Origin of the sequence: Kitasatospora sp. NPDC058170, assembly GCF_042883905.1 — a bacterium.
Taxonomy (GTDB): domain Bacteria; phylum Actinomycetota; class Actinomycetes; order Streptomycetales; family Streptomycetaceae; genus Kitasatospora.
Genome location: NZ_JBHVUV010000010.1, coordinates 77,145 through 98,275 on the forward strand (window position 1 = coordinate 77,145; position 21,131 = coordinate 98,275).

The following is a 21,131-nucleotide window of genomic DNA, read 5'->3' on the forward strand; positions in this document are numbered from 1 at the left end:
CCCGCGCGCGCCCCACCCCCCCCACCCGGCGGCCCCGCGGGCGCTGGGGGGCGGCCCCGGGGGGGGGGGGGGGGGGGGCCCCCCCGGGGCCCCCCCCCCCCCCCCCGCGGCCGGTCGCATCCGGGCCGCCGACCGCTCCGGAGCCGGCGGTCGCACCGGGGCCGCCGACCGCCTCGGTGCCGCCGGTCGTCGCCGAACTCCCGTCGGTGACAAGGTGGTCGGTCGTCACAGCGCTCCCCGCCACACCGCCGGGCAGATGTCCGGGTCGGCGTAGTCGGGCCGGTCGTCGGCGGTGCGCCGGACCACCACGTCGTGGTTGTAGACGACCGTCCCGCCGTCCGCCCGGGTGTGGTGGCGGTACTCGTTGCCGCCGTCCTGCAGGTGCAGGGAGACGGCCCGGCGCGGGGCGTCCGAGAGGTTGGCGCCGCTGCCGTGGTAGGTGCGGCAGTGGTGGAAGCTGACGTGCCCGCGCGGGATCAGCATCGGGACCTTGCGCACCTCCTGCCCGTTGAAGCGGGCGTTCTCGGCGAGGATCCCCTCCAGCTCGGAGCGGTTGCGCTGGGCGAAGTGCCGGGTGGAGTCCTCGCCCGAGTCCAGCTCCCGCCAGCGGTGGCTGCCGTCGATCATGGTGATGGTGCCGTTCTCCTCGCCGCAGTCGTGGAAGGGGAGGAAGGCGGTGAGCATCCGGTTGGAGCTGGATGTCTGCCAGTAGTGCTTGTCGAAGTGCCAGGGCACCTGGTTGGTGGGCTCCTCGGGCACCGGCGGCTTGAAGATCAGCGTGGCCTGGAAGACCCGGATCTCCTCGGCCTCGGCGAGCAGCGCGGCGACGGCGCCCAGCAGCGGCTTGCGCAGGATCGCGCCGATGGCGTCGCTCTCGTAGTGGACGTAGTCGTTGTGCCGCTGGACCGGGCCGTGCGAGGGCTCCCAGGAGGCGAGGTTGGGCGGCCGCACGGCGAGGGTGCGGTCGCGGTGGCCCTCGTAGTACTTCTCGGTGGCGTCCTGGAGGGTGTCCAGTTCCTCGTCGCTGAAGAGCCGGCGGGAGAGGTACCAGCCGTGCTCCAGGTAGCCGGCCACCTCCTCGGGGGTGGGCAGCAGGGAGCGTTCGGCGTCGGTGAGGTGGAACTCGGGTGCGGTCGTCATGGCGGGGCGGTCTCCTCGGGGGGTGGGTCAGACGGACGCGGTGGAGCTCTGCCGCTCGACGGCCTCGTACAGGGCCTTGATGTTGGCGGTGCCGAAGGTGCCCGCGCCCTGGCGCTCGATCAGCTCCAGGAAGTACGTCCGCCGGGGGTGGGTCGAGCGGACGAAGATCTGGAACAGCTGTCCGCCGTGGTCCTGGTCCACCAGCACGTCCAGCTCGCGCAGGGTGTCGACCGGGATGGCGGTCGCGCCGAGGCGCTCGGCCAGGGCGTCGTAGTAGGCGCCGGGGGTGCTCAGGAACTCCACTCCGCGCGCGCGGGCCGTCCGGACGGCGGCGGCGATGTCCCGGGTGCGGAAGGCCAGGTGCTGGACGCCGGCGCCCTGGTTGGAGTCGAGGAAGGTGTCGATCTGGCCGGGCTGGCGGCTGGTGTCGGGCTCGATCAGGGTGAAGGTGACCTCGCCGGAGGCGCTCTGCACCACGCTGGAGTCCATGGCCTGCGCGCCGACCTCGATGTACTCGCCGAAGATCCGGTGGAAGCCGAGCGCCGCCTCGCAGAACTTGACGGCGGGGGCGAGTTCGCCGGCGGGCACGCAGATCGCGGCGTGGTCGAGGGCGTCCAGCAGGCCGCCGGGCGCGGCCTGCGCCGGGGCGTCGGGGACGAACCGCAGGGCCACGTCGCCGAAGCCGGCGACCAGGCCGCCGGCCCGGTCGAGGACCCGCGCGCCGTGCCGTTCGGCGCGCTCCAGCGAGGCCTGCGGGTCGGTGCAGCCGAGTGCGATCACGGCCACGCCGTCGCCGTGCCGCGCCACGAAGCGGGCCACCGGGTGGGCGGGGTCCTCGGCCGAGGCGACATGGATGCGGATCGTGCCCTGGTGCAGCCGGACGCTGCGTATCCCGGGCTGGGGCGGGGCCTGGTCGTCATGCAGGAAGCCGTAGTCCGAGCAGAGACCGGCGGCGGTCAGCTCGGCGTCGGCGCAGTGGTACTCGACATGGGTGATGGACTGGACTGACATCGGTTCTCCCCGGGCGTGAGGCAAGGGCGGGTGGCGGAGCGCTACTTGGCGGCACGGGTGGACGCCGGGCCGAAGATCAGGCTGAGGTTGTGGCCGCCGAACGCGAAGGCGTTGCTCAGGGCGGCGCCCGGCGCGGCGGCGCGGGCGGCGCCCCGGACGTGGTCGAGCGCGCAGGCCGGGTCGGGGTCGACGAGGTTCACGGTCGGCGGCAGCGTCCCGCGGGCCACCGCGAGCGCCGTGACGGCGGCCTCCAACGCCCCTGCGGCGCCCAGCAGATGGCCGGTCGCGCCCTTGGTGGAGCTGACCGCGGGCCCCTGCTCGCCGAAGACGGACCGCAGCGCCGCCGTCTCGGCGATGTCGCCGAGCTTGGTGCCGGTGCCGTGCGCGTTGACGTAGCCGATGTCGGCGGGTGCCAGGCCCGCGTTGGCCAGCGCGGAGCGCATCGCGTCGGCGGCGCCCTCGCCGTCCGGGCGCGGCATGGTCGGGTGGTGGGCGTCGGTGGAGGCGCCCCAGCCGGTCAGGTCGGCGTACCCGGCGGCGCCGCGGGCGTCGGCGTGCTCGGCGCGCTCCAGTACCAGGACGGCGCTGCCCTCGCCGAGCACGAAGCCGGTGCGGCGGGCGTCGAACGGCCGGCTGGCCTGCTGCGGGTCCTCCCAACCGTGCGAGAGCGCACGGGCGTTGGTGAAGGCGGCGGCGATCGTCGGGTGCAGCGAGGACTCGCTGCCGCCGCACACCACCACGTCGGCGTCCCCGGCGCGGATCAGCCGCAGCCCCTCGGCGACGGCCTGGGCGCCGGCCGCGCAGGCCGTCACGATCGCCGAACTGTAGCCCCGGATCCCGTGCTTGATGGCGACCCGGGCGGTGGCCATGTTGGAGAGCATGCCGGGCAGCAGGTACGGGCTGACCCCGGGCCGGCCGCGCTCCAGGCGCCGGTGGGACTGCTGCTCGAAGGTCTCCAGGCCGCCTCCGCCGGTGGCCAGGACGACGGCGGTGCGGTGGGCGTCGACGTCCCGGCCGACCACCAGTCCGGCGTCGGCGAGCGCGTCGTCGGCGGCGGCGAGGGCGAGCAGGACGAAGCGGTCCACGCAGCGGGTCTCGGTGGGCGGCAGCACCTCGCGGCCGTCCACCGCGGGGGCGATGCCGGCGGCGGTGAGCCAGCCGTGCGCGGCGTGGCCCTCCGGTACGGCGGTGATGCCGCTGCGGCCGGTGGTGAGCGCCTCGAAGACCTCGGCGGGCTTGCGGCCGAGGGGCGTGACCAGGCCAATGCCGGTGACGGTGGCGGCCGGACGTGCGGCGCTCACCGGCCCGCCACCGAGTCGAGGTAGCGCTGGCGCAGCAGCACCTTGCGGACCTTGCCGGTCGGGCCGAGCGGGATGTCCTCGCCGGAGACCACCAGGACCTTGCGGACGGTCGCCGCGCTGTGCTCGTCCAGGGCCGCCGTCACCTCCTTGGTGCGGTCCGTCCGCGGGTCGGCGTCGGCGGCCAGGATGAGCAGGACGTCGGTGACGACCTCCTCGCCGTCGCGGACGGCGACGACGGTGCAGTCCGCCACGTCCGGGCAGCGGGCCAGCACGCGCTCCTCCGACATCGCGGTGAACAGCCGCTTGCCGCCGCCGAGTTCGACGGAGTCGACGGCCCGGTCGACGTGGTAGTAGTAGCCCTCCTCGTCCCGGTACATCAGGTCGCCGGTGAGGAACTTCCCGCGGATCCGGGTGCGGAAGGTGGTGGCCGAGTCGTTCCAGTAGCCGAGCGCCAGGGTGGGGGAGGTGGTGGCGAGTTCGCCGACCTCGCCGGGGCCGAGCGGCTCGCCGTCCGGGCCGACCACCTCGCAGTCGACGAAGGCGTGCGGGCGGCCGACGCAGCGGCCGTAGCGCTCGGTGCCGGGGCCGTGCGTGATGAAGAAGTGCGAGTGGCCCATCTCGGTGGAGCCGAGGCCGTCCACGAACAGCGAGCCGGGCGCCCGGACCCGGCCCTCGCGGGTGACGGTCTCCCGGCTGCCGGCGGCGATCAGCCGGCGGATGTGCACCTCGTGGGCGCAGTCGCCGGTGTTCCACCAGAGGGCGACGGAGTCCGTCCGGCGCGCGCTCAGGTCGTGGTGGGCGAGCTCGGCCCAGGTCGCGGCGAAGCCGATGACGCCGCTGGGCTGCCAGCTGTCGATCGCGTCCAGCACGCCCGCGCCCGACTGCCGGGAGAGCAGGGCGAGTTCGGTGTGGGAGCTGAGCGCCAGGTTGACCGCGATCAGGGTGGCGGCGTGCGGGGCGGGCAGCGCGCTGAGCATCCGCGCCTGGCCCTGCGGGCGGGGCATCCGCAGGCGGTGGCGGATCGCCGCGTACAGGCTCGCGTGCGAGTGGACCACGGCCTTGGGCATGCCGGTGGTGCCGGAGGAGTGGGTGATCGCGACCGGGTCCCCGGACCAGTGCCGGTAGGGCGCCGGGGCGGCGTCGGGGTCGCCCGCGCCGAGGGTGGAGATCTCGGGCAGGGCGGGGGCGCCGGCGTCGTGGCCGGCCAGCGCGGCCAGGTGCGGGGCGTCGGCGAGGATGCCGACGGCGCCGAGGCGGTGGATGTAGCGGGCGGCCCGCTCGCCGTCCACGTTGGGGTTGAGCAGGGCGGGGATCGCACCGAGCCGGGCGAGCGCGAGGAAGGCCAGCACGTGGTCGGCGGCATCGGTCGTGTAGACCACCACCGGGTCGCGGCGGGTCACCCCGAGGGCGTGCAGCGCGGCGGCCCGGGCCCGGACGGCGCGGTCCAGCTCGCGCAGGGTGAAGGGCTGCCAGGCGGCGTGGTCGTCCACCGCGGTGTCGAAGGTCAGCAGCGGCTCGTCCAGGCCGAGGCCGAGGGCCAGCCGGCTGGTCAGGACGTTGCCGGCGCCGACGTCCGGGTCGTCCGCCAGAAGGGTGCGGATACTGCGGATGCTCACGGTGGTGGATCCCTCCGATGGTGCGGGGCGTGCTGCGGCGGGCGCGGCGTGTGGGGCCGCTCGCTCGGTGGTGGTGTCGGTGCGGGTACGGGGTGTCGGGTGCGGTCGGGACCGGCCCGGTCGGGCGGTGGTGATCCGTCAGGGGGTGGTGACCCGTCAGGCGGTGGTGACCAGGAGGGCGACCGCCCGGTCGGTGCCCTGGCCGGCGTCGGCCTGCTCGGCGGCGATGACCAGGACCTGGTCGGCGTCGCCGTCCGCGAGGAGCAGCTCCGCCAGGTCGAGCGCGTCCTGCGGTACTTGGCCCGGGCGGGTCGCGGTCGGGCTGATCGCCACGACCGGTCCGGTCAGGCCCCAGCGTGCGGCGATGTGGCCGAGGACGGCGTTCGGGTTGGACTGGAAGAACAGCAGGGGCGGGACCCTCCGGTCGGCGGCGGCGGCCTCGTCGATGGCCCGGGCAGTGGCCCGGTCACCACCGGCGCTGGCCAGCAGCAGGGCCGTGCGGCCGGGTGCCGGTGCGGCGCCGTGGTGGGCGCGCAGACAGCGCTCGGCGGTCTCGGCCACCAGGGGGTTGAACGAGGAGGCGGTGAAGCCGGGGATCGGGGGGAGGGGCTCGTGGTGGTCCGGGTCGGGCCAGCCGGCCCGGGCGAGGATGCGCAGTCCGGTCATCGGGCGGCCACCAGGAGTGCGGTGTTGGCGCCGCCGAACGCGGAGTTGAGCGTCAGCGCGTAGTGCGGCCGGGCGGCGCGCGGGCCGTCGAGCACCAGGTCCACCGCGACGTCCGGGTCCGGGCCGAGCCAGCCGGCGTTCACCGGGAGCCGGCCGTCGCGCAACGCCGCGATGGTGACGGCGAGTTCGAGCAGTGCGGAGGCCTCCAGGGCGTGGCCGTGGACGGACTTGCTGGAGCTCACCGGCAGCCGCTCGGCGTGCGGGCCGAACACCCGGCGCAGGGCGCTCGCCTCGGCCCGGTCGGCCAGCGGCGAGCCGGTCCCGTTGGCGTTGACGTAGCCGATCTCCGCCGGGGTGACGCCGGCCCGGGCGAGCGCGGCCTCGACGGCGCGGGCCGCGCCGTCGCCGTCCGGTTCGGGGCGGCAGACGTGGTGGGCGTCCCCGGTCCGGCCCCAGCCGGCCAGCCGGGCGAGGACGGGCGCGCCGCGCCGCTCGGCGGCCGGTTCGGCCTCGACGACCACGGCGGCGGCCGCGTCGCCGAGCAGGGTGCCGCTGCGGCCGGCGCTGAACGGGCGCAGCTCGCCGTCGCGGGCCAGCGCCCGTCCGGCGTCGAAGGCGGCGAACACGCCCGGCTCCACCAGGTGTCCGGCCGCGACCAGGACCCGGGGGTGGCGGCCGGTGGCGACCAGCGCGGCGGCGTCGGCCACGGCGGTGCCGGCCGCGACGCAGGCCCCGGTGTAGACGCGGGTCACCCCGGCGACCCCCCAGGCCCGGGCCGCCCCGGCCGCGACGGCGGCGCTGACGTCCCTGGTCCGCAGGTCGCTGTGCAGGGCGAGCAGGACGGGCACGGCACCCCCGTCGGGCGCGCCGGCGCCGCCCGCGGCGGGCAGGCCGGCCTGGCGGCAGGCCTGGTCCACGGCGGCGAGGACGGCGTCGGCCAGCGCCACCGGTTCGGGCAGCAGCGCGGCCCGGGTGGTCCGGCGCGCGGAGACGTCGAACCGGGTGACGGTGCTGAAGGCGGCCTTGCCGTGGGCGGTCGCCTCGGCGAGCGCGCCGAGCCCGGAGCCGGCCGCGCTGAGCACGCCGACGCCGGTGACCACGGGCCGGACGGCGGGCGGGGCGTTGCCGGTCATGGCTGCGCGGCCCCGGCGGTGCGGTCGGCCCCCGCGGCGGCCAGCACGGCCGCGGACAGCACCGCGGTGGCGTCGTCCACCGTCCGGACGGCCTCGAACTGCTCGTCGTCGAGGTCCAGTTCGACCCCGTAGCGCTGCTCGAACTCGGCGATCAGCCAGGTGAGCTCCAGCGACCCGACGGTCTCCGGGACGGTCTCGGCGGCGCGCTGCCCGAACGCCGCCAGCATCTGCAGGACCTCGGCCCGGCCGGGGAGGCGGGTGTCCGTCACGCGGGGCTGCCCGAGGTGCTCGGGACGGCGGCGATCCGCTTGGCGACATCGGCGGTGAACTGGTCGAGCGTCATCAGCGCGGTGCTCTCCATCTCGTCCAGGTCGAACTTGATCCCGTACTCGTCCTCGACCTGGACGGACAGGTCGGCCAGCGCGAGCGACTCCAGGTCGAGCCCGGCCGGGCCGAGGTCGGTGTCTCCGGTGACCTCCGAGACGTCGTACTGCATCTCGGTCAGGGCGGCGAGGACGAACTCGCGGATGCGGTCCTGCATGGTGTGCTCCTTGTGCTTGCGCGCCTGTGGTGCGCGCGGGGTCGGGGAGGAGTCGGGTACGGCGGGGAAATCGGGCGGCCCCGGCCGGGAAGGCGGTTCGGGTCCGCCGGGCAAGGCGGTACGGCCCTATCGGGAAGGCCGTTCGGATACATCGGGAAAGCCGCTGCTTCCCCGGAGGGAAGTGCGTTTTGCCCGATCGGGAAATCGGTTCGGGTGCGGTGGGGAATTCAGCGGGCGGCCGCGCGCAGGGCGACCGGATCACGCAGCAGCTTGCCGGTGGCGGTGCGGGGGAGCGCGGGGAGGAAGGCCAGGGTGCGCGGCCGCTTGTAGGCGGCCAGCTGCCGGGCCAGTCCCTCCTCGACGAGTGCGGGCTCGGCGCCCTCCTCGGTGGAGAGGTAGGCCTCGACGGTGCCCCGGTCGAACACCACGACGGCCTCGCGGACCCCGGGCAGTGCGGCCAGGGTCTGCTCCACCTCGGTGAGGTCGACCTTCAGTCCGCCGATCGAGACCTGGGAGTCCCGGCGGCCCAGGACGGTCACGCACCCGGTGGCGGGGGCGAGCTCGGCGGCGTCCCGGGTGTGCAGCCAGCCGTCGGCCCAGCGGGTCGGATCGTCCAGCCCCGGGTAGGGGGAGGCGGCCGTGCCGATCTGCAACTCGCCTTCCACCAGGCGGAGTTCGATGCCGTGGACGGGCTCGGCCCGGGGGTGCAGCCGACCGCTGAGATCGGTCGCGATGACCCCGAGCTCGGTCATCCCGTACATGGTGCCGAGCGGGACGCCGTACCTGGCGGTGAAGGCGGCGGGCAGTCCGGGGCGGACCAGCTCGCCTGCGACGATCATCCGGCGCAGTCCGGGCAGCGGCGGGGGCGCCGCCGCGCCGGCCAGCAGCTCGGCGTGGAAGGGCACCCCGATCACCGTGGTCGGCCGGGTGTCGGCGCCGACCGCGGCGAGGATGCCCGCCGCCGTCATCCGTTCCGGCACGGTCAGCGGCGCCCGGGCGTGCAGGCTGTTGAGCAGCCCGCCGACCAGGCCGAGGACGTGCACCACCGAGGAGAGCAGCACCACCCGCTCGCCCTCGCCGGGGAAGTCCTCCAGCCGCCGGTAGCAGCCGAGTTCGCGGACCAGGTCACCGGCCGTGCGGGCGATGACCTTGGCCGGACCGGTGGAACCGGAGCTGAGCTGGACCAGCGCGTGGCCGGTGCGGGCCGGGCGGCCCGCCGGCAGCCGGACGGCCACCGGGTCCACCTCGTGGAAGCCGCGCAGCGCCGGTGCCGACCGGTGGGCCGACCCTACCAACAGTTGCGGGGCCAGCCGTTCGACGGCCGCGTCGACCTCATGGTCCGTCAGCCGGTGGTCCAACAGGGCGACCTGGGCGCCGCTCTGCCAGGACGCCAGCAGGGCGACGACGAAGCCGAGCGAGGGCGGCAGCCGCAACGCCACCGTCCCGCCCGGCTCCAGGCCCGCGAGGGCGAGCCGCCGGGCCTGCTCGCCGACCAGCCGGCGCAGGGTGTCGCGATCGACGGGAGTGCCGAAGCGTAGGCATTCCTCGCCTCCGGGGCCTGCCAGCAGCAACCGGTCCACCCAGTGTTCGGGGGCATCGGCGTGCGGGACCGAGGAAGGCAGAGGTGATGAGAGGGAAATGGCGGTCAACGCCGCTCCACGCAGTGAGGAGATTTGACATGGACGCTGTTCAGAACCAATACGGTCAATTCCGTTGCCAGACGATTGCACAGACGATTGGTCAAATCAAGGTCTATACCAATGTGGTCCGGACCTCCTACGCTGCAGATCCGGGACTGGTCCGAGCGCGGCCGTCCGGGAACGAGGATGCCCGTGGGACCACTCACGCTGGCCGGGATCGAGCGCGCGGCGCACGACCGACTTCGCCCAGAAATCTGGGACTTCATTGAAGGCGGAAGTGGCGCGGAACGAACCCTGGCGGCGAACGGAAAGCAGTTCGGCCACTACGCCCTGCGACCCCGCGCGCTCGTCGACGTCTCGACCTGCTCACCCGCACTGACCCTGCTCGGCTCCGAGCTCCAACTGCCGGTGGGCATCGCCCCGATGGCCTACCACCGGCTGGTCGACCCGGAGGGCGAGACCGCGACCGCCCGCGCGGCCGGACGAGCGGGCGCGCTGCTGGTCGCCGGCATCTTCGCCAGCCGCACCCTGGAGGACATCGCCGCCGCCGCCACCGGCCCGCTCTGGCTCCAGCTCTACTGGCTGCGCCGCCGCGACGCCCTGGCCGCCCTGGTCGAACGGGCCGAGGCCGCCGGGTTCACCGCCCTGATGCTCACCGTGGACGCGCCCCGGATCGGGCGCCGGATGCGCGACCTGCGCAACGGCTTCGCCATCCCGCCGGACATCCGCGCCGTCAACCTCGACCAGCGGCTGATGGCCGCCAGCCACCGCGCCACCACCGGCTCCTCCGGGATCGCCGACCACGCCGCGGAGCAGTTCGACCCCACGGTGACCTGGGCCGACCTCGCCTGGCTGCGCGAGCGCAGCAGCCTGCCGCTGGTCCTCAAGGGCATCCTGACCGCCGAGGACGCCCGCCGGGCCGCCGACCACGGCGTCGACGCCGTCGTGGTCTCCAACCACGGCGGACGCCAACTCGACGGCGCCCTGCCCAGCCTGGCCGCCCTCCCCGAGGTGGTCGACGCCCTCCCCGCGCACTTCCCGGTCCTGCTCGACGGCGGCGTGCGCACCGGCACGGACATCGCGATCGCCCTCGCCCTCGGCGCCCGGGCCGTCCTGGTGGGCCGCCCCGCCCTGTGGGGCCTGGCCACCGAGGGCGAGGCCGGCGTGGCCCGCGTCCTCGGCCTGCTCCGCGACGAACTGGAGCACACCATGGCCCTGTTGGGCCGCCCCCGACTCGCCGACCTGGACCGCGGCGCCCTCGCGCCCTGGCCTACCACCGGCACCGCCCGGACCTGACCCCGCCCGGCACCGGCACCGCACACCGCCCGGCCTCCCCGCCCCGCAAGCCCGCCAGGCCCCCGACACCGCAACCCACCAGAAAGACCAGCGACATGACGAACGCCTTCCCCGGCTGGGACTGGGACGACCCGGACGGCCTCGCCGCCCATCTCGACGGCTTCAGCGAGCGGGCCGCCACCTGCCGGACACTCGAACCCACCCCCGCCGGCCTCCCGCGCGACCACCAGGGCTTCCGCGAACTCGGCCTCACCGGAATCGAGTTCGCCGCATTCCGGACAGCCCACCCGGAAGGCCTCGGCACCGACCTCGCCGCCCTGAGCAGCCCCGACGCCACCACCGAGCCCGGCACCCTCTACCGCGTCGACGGCGACCGCTGGTTCACCCGGCTGGACATCTCCCAGCCGCTGCCGTTCGCCGACGCCAGCGTCGACTGGGTCTACGCCGAGCACCTGATCGAACACGTCACGATGCCCGTGGCCGTCGGCTGGCTGCGCGAGGCCCGACGCGTGCTGCGCCCCGGCGGCGTCCTGCGGATCACCACCCCCGACCTGGCCCGCTACCTGGTCGGCTACGCCACCGACGACGGCTTCCTCGCCAAGCACCGCCGCCGGCTCTCCACCCTCGGCTTCGGCCCGCCGATGCCGCAGCGCCCGGCCTTCCTCATCAACCAGATCTTCCGCCACTTCGGCCACCAGTGGATCTACGACCTGGACGAGCTGCGCCACGTCCTCACCCTGGCCGGCTTCGAGCCCGGACAGATCCGCCACTGCGCCTACCGGCAGGGGATGCGCGCCGACGTCGCCGACCTCGACACGGCCTTCCGCACCGACGAGACCATCTACGTCGAGGCCGACCGCTGACCGTCCGGCGCCCACCGCCGACACCCCGCACCGATGGGACCACCATGCCACTGCACCCCCAGGCGGAGGCGCTGCGCGCGCAGCGCGCCCGCGCGGGCACACCCCCGCTCTACACCCTCACCCCCGCCGAGGCCCGCGCCGCCGACCTCGCCGACATCCGGGCCGCCGCCGGCAACCCCGAGCCGGTCGGCGCGGTCGAGGAGCACCGCATCCCCGGCCCCGGCGGCGAACTCGCCCTGCGGCTCTACCGCCCCGCCGACACGGCCGGCCGACTCCCCGCGCTGCTCTACCTGTTCGGCGGCGGCTGGACCCTCGGCTCACCCGACACCAGCGACGCCATCTGCCGCCGCCTGACCAACGCCGTCGGCTGCGTCACCGCCTCCGTCGGCTACCGCCTCGCCCCCGAGCACCCCTTCCCCGCCGCCGTCCACGACTGCCGGGCCGCCGCCCGCTGGCTGGCCGAACACGCCGACACCCTCGGCATCGACCCCGCACGCCTCGCCGTCGGCGGCGACAGCGCGGGCGGCAACCTCACCGCCGCCCTCACCCTGCTCGCCCGAGACGAGGGCGGACCGGCCCTACGCCACCAACTGCTCGTCTACCCCAACACCGATTACCGCGCCGACACCCCCTCACTGCGCGAGCACGACGACCCGGCACTGTTCAACCGCCGCTCGGTCGCCTGGTACTGGGGCCACTACCTGGCCGACCCCGCCGACGGCGACCACCCGCACGCCTCCCCGCTGCGCGCCGCCGACCTGGCCGGCCTGCCGCCCGCCACCGTGATCACCGCCGAGTACGACCCGCTGCGCGACGAGGGCGAGCAGTACGCCGAGGCCCTGCGCGCCGCCGGCGTGCCCGTCGAGGCCCGCCGCTACGCGGGCATGCCGCACGGCTTCTTCGCCATGGCCGGCGTGCTGGACGCCGGCGCCGAGGCGCAGCAGTACGCCGCACAGCGGCTGCGCGAGGCCCTCCGATGAGCCCGGCGACCCCGTCCGTGACAGCGACCCCGCCCGCGGCAGCGGCACCGCCCGTGACAATGACCCCGCCCGCGGCAGCGGACCGGCCGGGGCCGGGGGAGCCGCTGCGGCTCGGCGACCTGCACGCCTCCCTCGCCGACCCGCTGCTCGACGCCATGACCTTCCTCAACGAGGTCACCACCCGCTACCCCGGCGCCCTCTCCTTCGCCCCCGGCCGCCCCTACGAGGGCTTCTTCGAGCCCGAGGACGTCCACCACCACCTGGACGCCTACCTCGCCCACCTCGCCGAACGCGGCCTCGACCGCGACGCCGCGCGCACCACCCTGTTCCAGTACGGGCCGACCAAGGGCATCATCGCGGACCTGGTCGCCCGCACCCTGGCGAACGACGAGGGCCTCGACGTGGCCCCCGAGGCCCTGGTGCTCACCGTCGGCGCGCAGGAGGGCATGCTGCTCGCACTGCGCGCCCTGTGCGCCACCCCGGACGACGTCCTGCTGGTCAGCTCGCCCTGCTACGTCGGCGTCACCGGCGCCGCCCGCCTGCTGGACCTCACCACCGTCCCCGTCCCCGAGGGCCCCGACGGCGGGCCCGACCCGCAGGCCGTCCGCGCCGCCGCCCGCGCCGTCCGGGCCCGGGGCCGCCGCCCGCGGGCGCTCTACGTCGTCCCCGACTTCGCCAACCCCTCCGGCACCAGCATGCCGGTGGACGCCCGCTCCCGGCTGCTGGACACCGCCGCCGAGGAGGGCCTGCTGGTCATCGAGGACAACCCGTACGGCTTCTTCGCCCGCGACCCCGGCGAGCGGCCGACGCTCAAGGCGCTCGACCGCCGCCGCCAGGTCGTCTACCTGGGCTCCTTCGCCAAGACCTGCTTCCCCGGCGCCCGGCTCGGCTACGTCGTCGCGGACCAGGAGGTGGCCGGCCCCGGCGGCCGGCGCACCCTGCTGGCGGACGAGCTGGCGAAGCTCAAGAGCATGACGACCGTCAACACGCCCGCGCTCAGCCAGGCCGTCATCGGTGGCATGCTGCTGCGCAGCGACTGCCGGCTGCGGGCCGCCAACGCCCCCGCGACGGCCTACTACGCGGCCAACATGGAAGCCCTGCTGGGGGAGTTGGAGCGGCACTTCCCGGCCGCCGAGCGCCGACGCCTGGGGCTGTCCTGGAACCGGCCGGAGGGCGGCTTCTTCGCCGTGCTGACGGTGCCGTTCACGGCGGACGAGGCGGCCATGGAGCGCTGCGCCGGCGAGCACGGGGTGCTGTGGACGCCGATGGCGCCGTTCTATCCGGGCGGCGGCGGGGAGCACCGGCTGCGGCTGTCGGTGAGCGCGTTGAGCGGGCCGCAGATCAGGGACGGCGTCGAGCGGCTCGCCGCGTTCGTGCGGGCGGAGAGCGCCGCGGCCGTGGCCGCCGAGCCCGCGGGTGCGCGGGGCGCGTAGCCCGACTCGCCGGGCCCGCCCGGCAGCGCCGCCACCGCGGCACCGAACGGCCGATGGCGGCCGGTCCCGAACGGGGACCGGCCGCCATTCGTCATACGGGCGTCCGCGGGTGGCTGTGCGGCTTCGAGGGTGGCGGACGCCGGGTGCCAGTACCCGGATACCGCCGGTCCCCGGGCGCCGCAGGACTCAGCGGGAGGCGCCCGGCCGCGGGTCCGCGGCGGCGGCCTTCATCGGCGGCTTGGCAGCCGCGGCCTTCACCGGGGGCTTCGCCGCGACCGCCTTGACGGGAGGCTTGGCGGCGGCGACCTTGGCCGGGGGCTTGTCGGTGACCCGCTCGGGCGCCGGTGCGGCCACCTTCATCGGCGGCTTGGCCGCGACGATCTTCATGGGGGGCTTGGCGGCCACGGCCTTCACCGGGGGCTTGTCGGTGACCCGCTCGGGCGCCGGTGCGGCCACCTTCATCGGCGGCTTGGCCGCCACGACCTTCGCCGGCGGCTTGGCCGCCACGACCTTGGCCGGCGGCTTCGCTGCGACCACCTTCGCCGGCGGCTTGGCCGCGACGGGCTCGGCGGAGGCCGACCCGGCGGCGAGGAGGCCGACCACCGGCAGCGCGGCGACCGCCCCGCCCGCCAGCGCCAGCCGGGCACGGCGGCGTCGGGCGGGTGCGTCGTCGTTGCGGCCGGTGGCGGCCTCGTTCCCGAAGCGCGGACTCATGACGGTTCCTCTCGACAGGCCTGGACGGTGCACCGTCGACGACGATAGGTCCTGGCAGTCGGACCGGCAAGCAACTCTCATGCTGGAAGCAAGAGTTGACAAGGTGCCCGATCGGGCCGGACCGGCCCGCCCGAGAAGGCCGCGAGCCCTGCCCGGAAGTCCCCGATGTGCAGGGCTCCAGGACAGGGCAGGACGAGGCAGGGGCAGGACGAGGAAGGACAGGGCAGGACGGATTAGGACCGGCCAGGCCCGGACCAGGACCTAGTGCCGCGTCAGGCAACCTTCGCCCCGTCGCGACGCCCGGCACGCACTCTCGCCGCACCGGCCGAAAGCCCAAGTACGTCCAGTACGAGGACTTCCGGCCGGCACGCCGATAGCACGCACCGGACGCCGCTCCTTGACGGGCAAAAGTTGCCTGACGCGGCACTAGCGGACCCGGGTGGAGAACAACCGGGCCGACCAGGACACCGAGACGACGGTCATCACGCCCACGACCAGCAGCCCCTGCCACACCGCGCTGTCCCCGGCGTGGCCCGAGAACAGCGCCCGCATGCCCTCCACGGCCCAGTAGAAGGGGTTCCACTTGGCCAGCGACTGCAGCCACATCGGCGCGAGCGCCAGCGGCAGCAGCACCCCGGAGAGCAGTCCGATCGGCTGCGCGAGGGTGTTCACCACCGGGGCCATCGCCTCGTCGGCCGGCAGTACCAGCGCGATGCCGTAGGAGATCGCCGACGTCATCAGGGCCAGCAGGCCGAGCAGCAGATAGGCCAGTAGGAGGTCCACCAAGCCCACCCGCAGCCCGAAGGGCAGCGCGATCAGCGTGATGATGACGGCCTGCACCAGCAGCGCCACGGTCTCGCGCAGCGCCCTGCCGATCAGCAGGGCCAGCCGGCTCACCGGCGTCACCCGGGACCGCTCGATGATGCCGGCCTTCAGCTCGCCGAGCAGGGTGAAGCCGGTGTACAGGCCGCCGAAGATGCACAGCACCGCCAACAGGCCGGGCACGTAGATCTGGTAGGTCTCGGCGTAGGTGGTCGCGCCCATCGGCGCCAGCAAATTCTTGAGCATCGGCGCGAACAACAGCAGATAGAAGACCGGCTGGATCACCCCGACGGCGATCCAGATCGGCGTCCGCCACATGAGCAGCAGCTGCCGCTGGAAGACCAGCCAGGTGTCGCGGGCGAGCTTCATCAGGGCCCTTCGGGATTCGGGATCGGAGGTGTCAGGACTGCTCTATCGAGCGGCCCGTGCGAGCAAGGAACACGTCGTCCAGGCTGGGCCGTTGGAGCTGGACGGTGCCGGGCACCACGCCCGCCGTGTCCAGTGCGCGCAGCAGCCGCGGGATCGCGGCCGCCCCGTCGTCCAGGTACAGCCGCAGACCGTCCTCGCCCTGTACCTCCAGCCGGTGGAGGTAGGACTGCTCCCGCAGGGCCTTGGCCGCGCGCTCGGACTCCCCGGCCGCGAGGCCGACCAGGACGACGTCGCCGGAGATCTCCCGCTTCAGGGTCTCGGGAGTGCCCTCGGCGACGATCTCGCCGTGGTCGACGATCGCCACCCGGTCGCAGAGGGCGTCGGCCTCCTCCAGGTAGTGGGTGGTCACCACCACCGTCATCCCCTCGGTGCGCAGGCGGCGGATCTCCGCCCACACGTGGCCCCGGCTGGCCGGGTCGAGGCCCACCGTGGGCTCGTCCAGGAACAGCACGCGGGGCGAGTGGATGACGCCGAGTGCGAGGTCCAGCCGGCGGCGCTGGCCGCCGGAGTAGGTACGGCACGGGCGGTCGCCGAACTCGGTGAGCTCGAAGGCCTTCAGGGCCTGCTCGGCGCGTTGGTGCGCCTCGGCCTTGCCCGTGCCGTGCATCCGCGCCTGGAGCACGAGCTCCTCGCGGGCGGTGACGGTGTCGGTGGTGCCGCCGCCCTGGGCGACGTAGCCGATGCGGCGGCGCACCTCGGCCGGGTCGGAGCGCAGGTCGGCGCCGGCGATCAGGGCGTCGCCGCCGTCGGGCCGGATGAGCGTGGCGAGCATGCGCATGGTGGTCGTCTTGCCGGCGCCGTTGGGGCCGAGGAAGCCGAAGATCTCACCTGCAGCCACGTCCAGGTCGATGCCGCGTACGGCGTCGACGGCGGCCTGGCCGCGCTTTTTGGACGGATAGGACTTGCGAAGTCCCTTGGTCTCGATCAAGCCAGAACTCCCGTGCGGGGATGGGCTGCCGGAGCACCCGGGAAACCGGAGCACCCGGGGAAAGTGGTGCCGGTCGCCACCCTAGGGTCTCCGGCACCCCGGAAACAATGGCCTAGACCAATGGATTCAGGTGTTGTTCCCCGGCTGTGACCAGCGCCTCAAGGCGATCGGCGGCCGCGACCGCCCCGCCGCCCGCCCGCAGCGCGGCCCCCGTCCGAACCGCGGCCTCCCGGTGGGCGGCTGACTCCAGGACAGTGCGCAAGGCGGATGCCAGTCGATCCGGCGTCACCCGCGCGAACGGCACCCGCAGACCGGCGCCGGCCGCCGCCAGCTGCGCCGCCACGAACGGCTGGTCGTGCCGGATCGGCGCCGTGACCAGCGGAATCCCGTGCGCGAGGGACTCGCCGACGGTGTTCATCCCGCCGTGGCAGAGCACCGCGTCCAACGCGCCGCGCTCCATCAGCTCCAGCACCGGCACCCGCGCCGCGGCCACCACGTCCGGCGCCAGGGGCGGCAGCAGCTCGGGCGGCGCCGCGACCACCGCCTGCACGTCGCGGCCGCACAGCTCCAGCGCCCGGACGGCCCTGGCGAGGAAGTCCGCGCCGAGCTCGCCGGCCAGCGTGCCCATGGTGACCAGCACCCGCCGCCGCCCCGGCTCCAGCCGCTCCCAGGGGAAGGCCGGATCGGCCGGACGCTCCGCCAGGACCGGTCCCACCAGCGCGTAGTGCTCCGGGAACGGCGTCGCCCCGGTGAGCGCCGCACCGGTCAGCGCCAGCACCAGCCGCGGCGAGAACCGCGGGTCGGTGTACTCCTCCTCGGGCAGCCCGGCCCGCCGCCACAGCCCCTGCAGCAGCCCGGTCATCCAGGCCTCCACCTGCGGCAACGCCCGGAACGGCCGCCCCAGCTCCATCGCGCCCGGCGCCAGGCTCGCCCACGGCAGCCCGTGCCGGTGCGCGACCAGCGCGCCCGCCGGCGTGTGCTGGTCCACCAGCAGGACGTCCGGCCGGTACTCCCGCACCGCCGCGTCCAACGGCTTCGCGGTGAACCGCGCGTACGGGACGATGAAGCCCTCCCAGAGCGAGCGCAGGGCCGCCAGCCCGTGCCCGCCCTGGGCCCGGAACGCCCGGGTGCCCGTCCCCAGCACCCGCGAACCGGGGGCGAGCAGCGGGCGCAGCACCGTCTCCGTCCCGGTCCAGGCCACCTCGTGCCCGCGCGCCCGGAGCTCCCGCGCGATTCCCACGGTCGGATTGACGTGCCCGGTCAGCGGCGGCACCACCAGCAGGAAGCGGCTCATCCCCGCACCCCCGCCAGCAGCTGCTGGACCCGCGCCACGGTCAGCGCCTCCAGGCCGGCCAGGTCCAGTCCGGCGCGCAGCGCACCGAGATCGGCCGCCGGGCCGAACCGTTCGCGCAACAGCTCCGCGAGGCGGTCGAGTTCGATTTCGTCCAGCAGCAGGTCACCGTCCAGACGGGCCTGCGGGGTCACCAGCGCAGCCCACTCGGGAGCCGCCTCGGCCGCTCTGACCAGCAGCGCGAGCAGTTCAGGAGACACCGCGTCAGGGAGATTGGGAGGTATACGATCGGTCATCAGGAGAGCTCCACCTGCTCGACGGCACGGGGGCGGATGAGTCGCAGAACGGCCCGAGATCACTTGTGCGACCCGTCGGGCGTCGGAATACTAGCCCGGGTGACAGCACTGGAGGCAGTGGCCGTTCACCTTCCCCACCAGACCGTGCCCATTGAGGCGGTGGGCGAACGCATCGGCCTGACCCCACGTCAACTTCGACTCTTCCGCCGCTTCCACGGCCTGGACCAGCTGCGCCTGGACCCGGACGGGACGCTGCTCGACCTGCTCGGCTCCGCCGTCGAGGCCCTGCCGGAGCTGCGCGGACGCGAGCACCATGTACGGTTCGTGGTGCACGCGCGCAGCATGCCGGTGGCCGAGCCCTATCCGTTCAACCCCCTGCACCACCTGCTCGACCGGTACGGGCTGGCCCACGCCGGAGCGTTCACCGTGACCCACCACGCCTGCGCGGTTGGCCTGCTGGCCATCGACGTGGCGGGCAGACTGCTGGCCGCCGATCCGGACCCGCAGGCGCTCGCCCTGGTCCTGGCCGGGGAGAAGACCTTCACCAAGGACGCCCAGGTGGTGCCCGAGACCGGGATCTTCGCCGAGGGCGCGGCCGCCTGTCTGGTCAGCGCCGGCGGCGAGCGCAACCGCGTGCTCTCCTACGCCGTCCGCCACCGGCCCGAGTTCGACGGCCGGCTGGCCGAGGACCCGGACCTGCTCGCCCGCTACCAGCGGGAGTACCCGGCGGTGATGATCGAAGCCATCGAGGCCGCCCTCGACCAGGCAGGTCTGGACCTCTCGGACATCGCCGCGATCCTTCCGCACAACGTCAACCAGGCCTCCTGGCGGATGATCTCCAAGCGGATCGGCTACCCGCTGGAGAAGGTGGTGCTGGACAACGTGCCCGCCGTCGGGCACAGTTTCGCTGCAGACAGCCTGATCAATCTTCACACCGCCACCACGCGGGGGCTGCTCCAGCGCGGCGACCGCTACCTGATCGCCGCCGCCGGCGTCGGGGCGACCTTCTCCGCCATGGCCGTCGAACACTGACGCATCGTCGGACCGGCCGACCCCGAGGGCGATCCGGCCCCCGAGGGCGATCGCCACCGCCTGCCGCACCCCTGCCACTTCCTTCGCACGACGGGACGGGACACCCATGTCAGACCCCGCGGTCCAGACCACTGATGTCGAACTCCGGGACCGGATCCTCCGCAGCATCGGCGAGCTGTTGCCGCGCGTACTGAAGCGCGAGATCCCCGAGATCCCCGAGAACGCCTGCCTCTTCGACGACCTCGGACTCACCTCGGCCGGCACCATCGAGCTGATCCTGGAGATCGAGGAGTCCCTGGACATCCAGGTCGACGTCGAGCAGATCGGCGAGGACGACCTGCGCTCGGTGACCAGGCTCGCCGACTTCGTCGCCGCGCACATCATCCCCGAGGACTGACCGGGGTGCCCGTCACCGGTCTGCGCATCGCCAGGGCCGTGACCCGGTACGTCGACGGCAGATCCGAGACCTCCCTCGACCCGGACCTGCGGGTGTTCGTCTCCGACCTGGTCCGCCCGCACGGGCTGCCGCTGCGCGAGGACCTGCTCGACGAGGGCGTCGGACACTCCTACGGCGAGATGGCCGAGGGCCCGCTGCGCGAGGCGGTGGCCGACGGCGAGCCGGTGGACCTGCTGATCCTGGCCTTCGACTCACCCGACGTCCGGCCCGGGGCGCCCGCCTCGATCCACCTGAGCCGCTTCTGCCCGGGCTCGCCGCTGGCCTTCGCCATCTGCGACCAGGGATCGGCGGCTGCCTTCACCGCACTGCGGCTGGCCGCCGACTACCTGCGCGGCGACGGCTTTCGGCGGGCGGTGGTGGTGCTCGCCGAGCAGACCGCGCTGCACTACCGGCCGGCCGAGCCGGTCGCCCTGCCCGAACGGCACTGCGTGGTCGTCCTGGTCTGCGAGGAGGATCCGGACGCCGAGCTGACGGTCCGTCAAATATCGTCTGTGGAGCAGGAGTCTGCCTCCAAGCAGCTCGCGGCCGAGGCCGGGGGGCTCGGCCCCGAGGCGCTCGTCCTGGTGGGCCCCGGCCTGCCGGACGTCACCGGCGCACGGGCGCCGCTCGCCGGGCAGCCCTTCACCGGGGTGTGGACGCAACTCGCCGAGCACCTGTCCGACCGGCCGGAGCGGTCGCAGTCGTCGCAGTCGCTGTCGTCGAAGCCGCCGCAGTCGCGACCGGTCCTGGTCGCCGGCCTCGACCGCCGACTGGGCCTGTTGAGCACGCTGACCCTCCGGGCAGGGCCATGACCCCGGACCCGGTGGACCTCTGGGTCATCCCGACCGACCAACCCGACCCGGTGGTCCACCGCCTGCGGACCCTGCTCGACCCCGGCGAACGCGCCCGCGCGGACAAGGACGCGCTGATCGGCCGCCGTTTCACCGTGGTCCACGGTGTGGTCAGGCTGCTCGCCGCCGAGCGGCTGGGCCTGCACCCCGCCGAACTCGCCTGGCGGTACGGCCCGCACGGCAAGCCCGAACCGGCCGTCGACGACGGCCGGGTCCAGCTCAGCTACTCGGCCTCCGGAGCCCTTGCCGTCCTGGCGATCGCCGACGGGCGCCAGGTCGGCGCCGACGTCGAGGAGCTCCGGGACGAACGGGTCGCGGCCCGCATCGCCGACCGCTACTTCCCGCGCGCCGAAGCCGAGTTCGTCGCCCGGGCCGCCACGCCGAGCGCCCGCGCCGCGCGTTTCACCCGGCTCTGGAGCCGCCGCGAAGCCTGCGTCAAGGCCTACGGCGGACGCCTCGTCCAGGGCTTCGGCCTGCCACTGGCCGGCCCGTCGCCACTGCGCCTGGACGCCGTGGGCGGACTGGGGGAGGGGCCGTGCCAGGTGCGCGACGTCCCCGTGCCCGGGCCCTTCCACGCCGCCGTGGCCGCCGTCGGCGACCGCCCGTTCGAGGTCCGCCGACGGTACTGGTCCGCGCACCTGATCTCCGAACAGGCTTCATCCTTAACGTAACTGACGATTCATCAGGATAGCGGGCAGTCGAACGGCGCCCG

At 74.5% G+C, this 21,131-nt stretch carries 22 protein-coding genes; 8 read left to right on the forward strand and 14 right to left on the reverse strand.

Annotation, left to right across the window (positions count from 1 at the left end):
• Positions 1 to 225 precede the first annotated feature (225 nt).
• The 9 genes from ACFVVX_RS13385 to ACFVVX_RS13425 form a co-directional block, all read right to left on the reverse strand.
• Positions 226 to 1,140: a phytanoyl-CoA dioxygenase family protein gene (locus ACFVVX_RS13385; protein WP_387944764.1), complete on the reverse strand. Its 915-nt coding sequence runs from the start codon at positions 1,138 to 1,140 to the stop codon at positions 226 to 228.
• A 27-nt stretch (positions 1,141 to 1,167) separates the two neighbouring features.
• Positions 1,168 to 2,151: a 4-hydroxyphenylpyruvate dioxygenase gene (hppD, locus tag ACFVVX_RS13390; RefSeq protein ID WP_387944766.1), complete on the reverse strand. Its 984-nt coding sequence runs from the start codon at positions 2,149 to 2,151 to the stop codon at positions 1,168 to 1,170.
• A 41-nt stretch (positions 2,152 to 2,192) separates the two neighbouring features.
• Positions 2,193 to 3,452 carry a beta-ketoacyl-[acyl-carrier-protein] synthase family protein gene (locus ACFVVX_RS13395; protein ID WP_387944768.1) on the reverse strand — a complete coding sequence of 420 codons (1,260 nt, stop codon included), beginning with the start codon at positions 3,450 to 3,452 and terminating at the stop codon, positions 2,193 to 2,195.
• The gene (locus ACFVVX_RS13400) at positions 3,449 to 5,068 is read right to left on the reverse strand and encodes a class I adenylate-forming enzyme family protein (RefSeq protein WP_387944770.1); all 1,620 of its coding nucleotides are present in this window, start codon (positions 5,066 to 5,068) and stop codon (positions 3,449 to 3,451) included. The genes ACFVVX_RS13395 and ACFVVX_RS13400 overlap by 4 nt, the downstream gene beginning before the upstream one ends.
• Before the next feature lie 156 nt (positions 5,069 to 5,224).
• Entirely contained in the window at positions 5,225 to 5,734 is a 510-nt protein-coding gene (locus ACFVVX_RS13405) for a hypothetical protein (RefSeq protein WP_387944772.1), read from the reverse strand.
• Positions 5,731 to 6,867 carry a beta-ketoacyl synthase N-terminal-like domain-containing protein gene (locus ACFVVX_RS13410; protein ID WP_387944774.1) on the reverse strand — a complete coding sequence of 379 codons (1,137 nt, stop codon included), beginning with the start codon at positions 6,865 to 6,867 and terminating at the stop codon, positions 5,731 to 5,733. The genes ACFVVX_RS13405 and ACFVVX_RS13410 overlap by 4 nt, the downstream gene beginning before the upstream one ends.
• Positions 6,864 to 7,136, reverse strand: coding sequence for an acyl carrier protein (locus tag ACFVVX_RS13415; RefSeq protein ID WP_387944776.1), 273 nt, complete (start codon positions 7,134 to 7,136; stop codon positions 6,864 to 6,866). Before ACFVVX_RS13415 ends, ACFVVX_RS13410 begins: the two co-directional genes overlap by 4 nt.
• Complete coding sequence (locus ACFVVX_RS13420) at positions 7,133 to 7,408, reverse strand: acyl carrier protein (RefSeq protein ID WP_387944778.1); 276 nt, start codon at positions 7,406 to 7,408, stop codon at positions 7,133 to 7,135. The genes ACFVVX_RS13415 and ACFVVX_RS13420 overlap by 4 nt, the downstream gene beginning before the upstream one ends.
• Positions 7,409 to 7,635: 227 nt before the next feature.
• Entirely contained in the window at positions 7,636 to 8,988 is a 1,353-nt protein-coding gene (locus tag ACFVVX_RS13425) for an AMP-binding protein (protein ID WP_387944780.1), read from the reverse strand.
• 246 nt (positions 8,989 to 9,234) lie between these two features.
• Here ACFVVX_RS13425 and ACFVVX_RS13430 point away from each other — a divergent pair, with 246 nt between their 5' ends.
• From ACFVVX_RS13430 to ACFVVX_RS13445, 4 genes are all read left to right on the forward strand, one after another.
• Positions 9,235 to 10,344: an alpha-hydroxy acid oxidase gene (locus ACFVVX_RS13430; protein WP_387944782.1), complete on the forward strand. Its 1,110-nt coding sequence runs from the start codon at positions 9,235 to 9,237 to the stop codon at positions 10,342 to 10,344.
• A gap of 95 nt (positions 10,345 to 10,439) precedes the next feature.
• Positions 10,440 to 11,207 (forward strand): class I SAM-dependent methyltransferase, encoded by a 768-nt coding sequence (locus ACFVVX_RS13435; protein ID WP_387944784.1) that lies wholly within the window; start codon positions 10,440 to 10,442, stop codon positions 11,205 to 11,207.
• Positions 11,208 to 11,251: 44 nt separating this feature from the next.
• Complete coding sequence (locus ACFVVX_RS13440; RefSeq protein ID WP_387944786.1) at positions 11,252 to 12,187, forward strand: alpha/beta hydrolase; 936 nt, start codon at positions 11,252 to 11,254, stop codon at positions 12,185 to 12,187.
• Positions 12,188 to 12,246: 59 nt separating this feature from the next.
• Entirely contained in the window at positions 12,247 to 13,620 is a 1,374-nt protein-coding gene (locus ACFVVX_RS13445; RefSeq protein WP_387944788.1) for a PLP-dependent aminotransferase family protein, read from the forward strand.
• Positions 13,621 to 13,806: 186 nt separating this feature from the next.
• Here ACFVVX_RS13445 and ACFVVX_RS13450 read toward each other — a convergent pair whose 3' ends face one another.
• The 5 genes from ACFVVX_RS13450 to ACFVVX_RS13470 form a co-directional block, all read right to left on the reverse strand.
• Positions 13,807 to 14,334, reverse strand: a complete 528-nt coding sequence (locus ACFVVX_RS13450; protein ID WP_387944790.1) for a hypothetical protein — start codon at positions 14,332 to 14,334, stop codon at positions 13,807 to 13,809.
• 426 nt (positions 14,335 to 14,760) lie between these two features.
• On the reverse strand, positions 14,761 to 15,525 hold the full coding sequence (locus tag ACFVVX_RS13455; protein WP_387944792.1) for an ABC transporter permease: 765 nt from the start codon (positions 15,523 to 15,525) through the stop codon (positions 14,761 to 14,763).
• A 31-nt stretch (positions 15,526 to 15,556) separates the two neighbouring features.
• Positions 15,557 to 16,513 (reverse strand): ATP-binding cassette domain-containing protein, encoded by a 957-nt coding sequence (locus ACFVVX_RS13460; protein ID WP_387944794.1) that lies wholly within the window; start codon positions 16,511 to 16,513, stop codon positions 15,557 to 15,559.
• 112 nt (positions 16,514 to 16,625) lie between these two features.
• Positions 16,626 to 17,807, reverse strand: a complete 1,182-nt coding sequence (locus ACFVVX_RS13465; protein WP_387944796.1) for a glycosyltransferase — start codon at positions 17,805 to 17,807, stop codon at positions 16,626 to 16,628.
• On the reverse strand, positions 17,804 to 18,100 hold the full coding sequence (locus ACFVVX_RS13470) for a hypothetical protein (protein WP_387944798.1): 297 nt from the start codon (positions 18,098 to 18,100) through the stop codon (positions 17,804 to 17,806). The genes ACFVVX_RS13465 and ACFVVX_RS13470 overlap by 4 nt, the downstream gene beginning before the upstream one ends.
• Positions 18,101 to 18,199: 99 nt before the next feature.
• Here ACFVVX_RS13470 and ACFVVX_RS13475 point away from each other — a divergent pair, with 99 nt between their 5' ends.
• The 4 genes from ACFVVX_RS13475 to ACFVVX_RS13490 all read left to right on the forward strand — a co-directional run bounded on the left by ACFVVX_RS13475 (position 18,200) and on the right by ACFVVX_RS13490 (position 21,090).
• The gene (locus ACFVVX_RS13475; RefSeq protein WP_387944800.1) at positions 18,200 to 19,132 is read left to right on the forward strand and encodes a 3-oxoacyl-[acyl-carrier-protein] synthase III C-terminal domain-containing protein; all 933 of its coding nucleotides are present in this window, start codon (positions 18,200 to 18,202) and stop codon (positions 19,130 to 19,132) included.
• A 106-nt stretch (positions 19,133 to 19,238) separates the two neighbouring features.
• Positions 19,239 to 19,529 carry an acyl carrier protein gene (locus tag ACFVVX_RS13480; RefSeq protein WP_387944802.1) on the forward strand — a complete coding sequence of 97 codons (291 nt, stop codon included), beginning with the start codon at positions 19,239 to 19,241 and terminating at the stop codon, positions 19,527 to 19,529.
• 5 nt (positions 19,530 to 19,534) lie between these two features.
• Complete coding sequence (locus ACFVVX_RS13485) at positions 19,535 to 20,380, forward strand: hypothetical protein (RefSeq protein ID WP_387944804.1); 846 nt, start codon at positions 19,535 to 19,537, stop codon at positions 20,378 to 20,380.
• Positions 20,377 to 21,090 carry a 4'-phosphopantetheinyl transferase family protein gene (locus ACFVVX_RS13490; protein WP_387944806.1) on the forward strand — a complete coding sequence of 238 codons (714 nt, stop codon included), beginning with the start codon at positions 20,377 to 20,379 and terminating at the stop codon, positions 21,088 to 21,090. The genes ACFVVX_RS13485 and ACFVVX_RS13490 overlap by 4 nt, the downstream gene beginning before the upstream one ends.
• Positions 21,091 to 21,131: the final 41 nt, after the last annotated feature.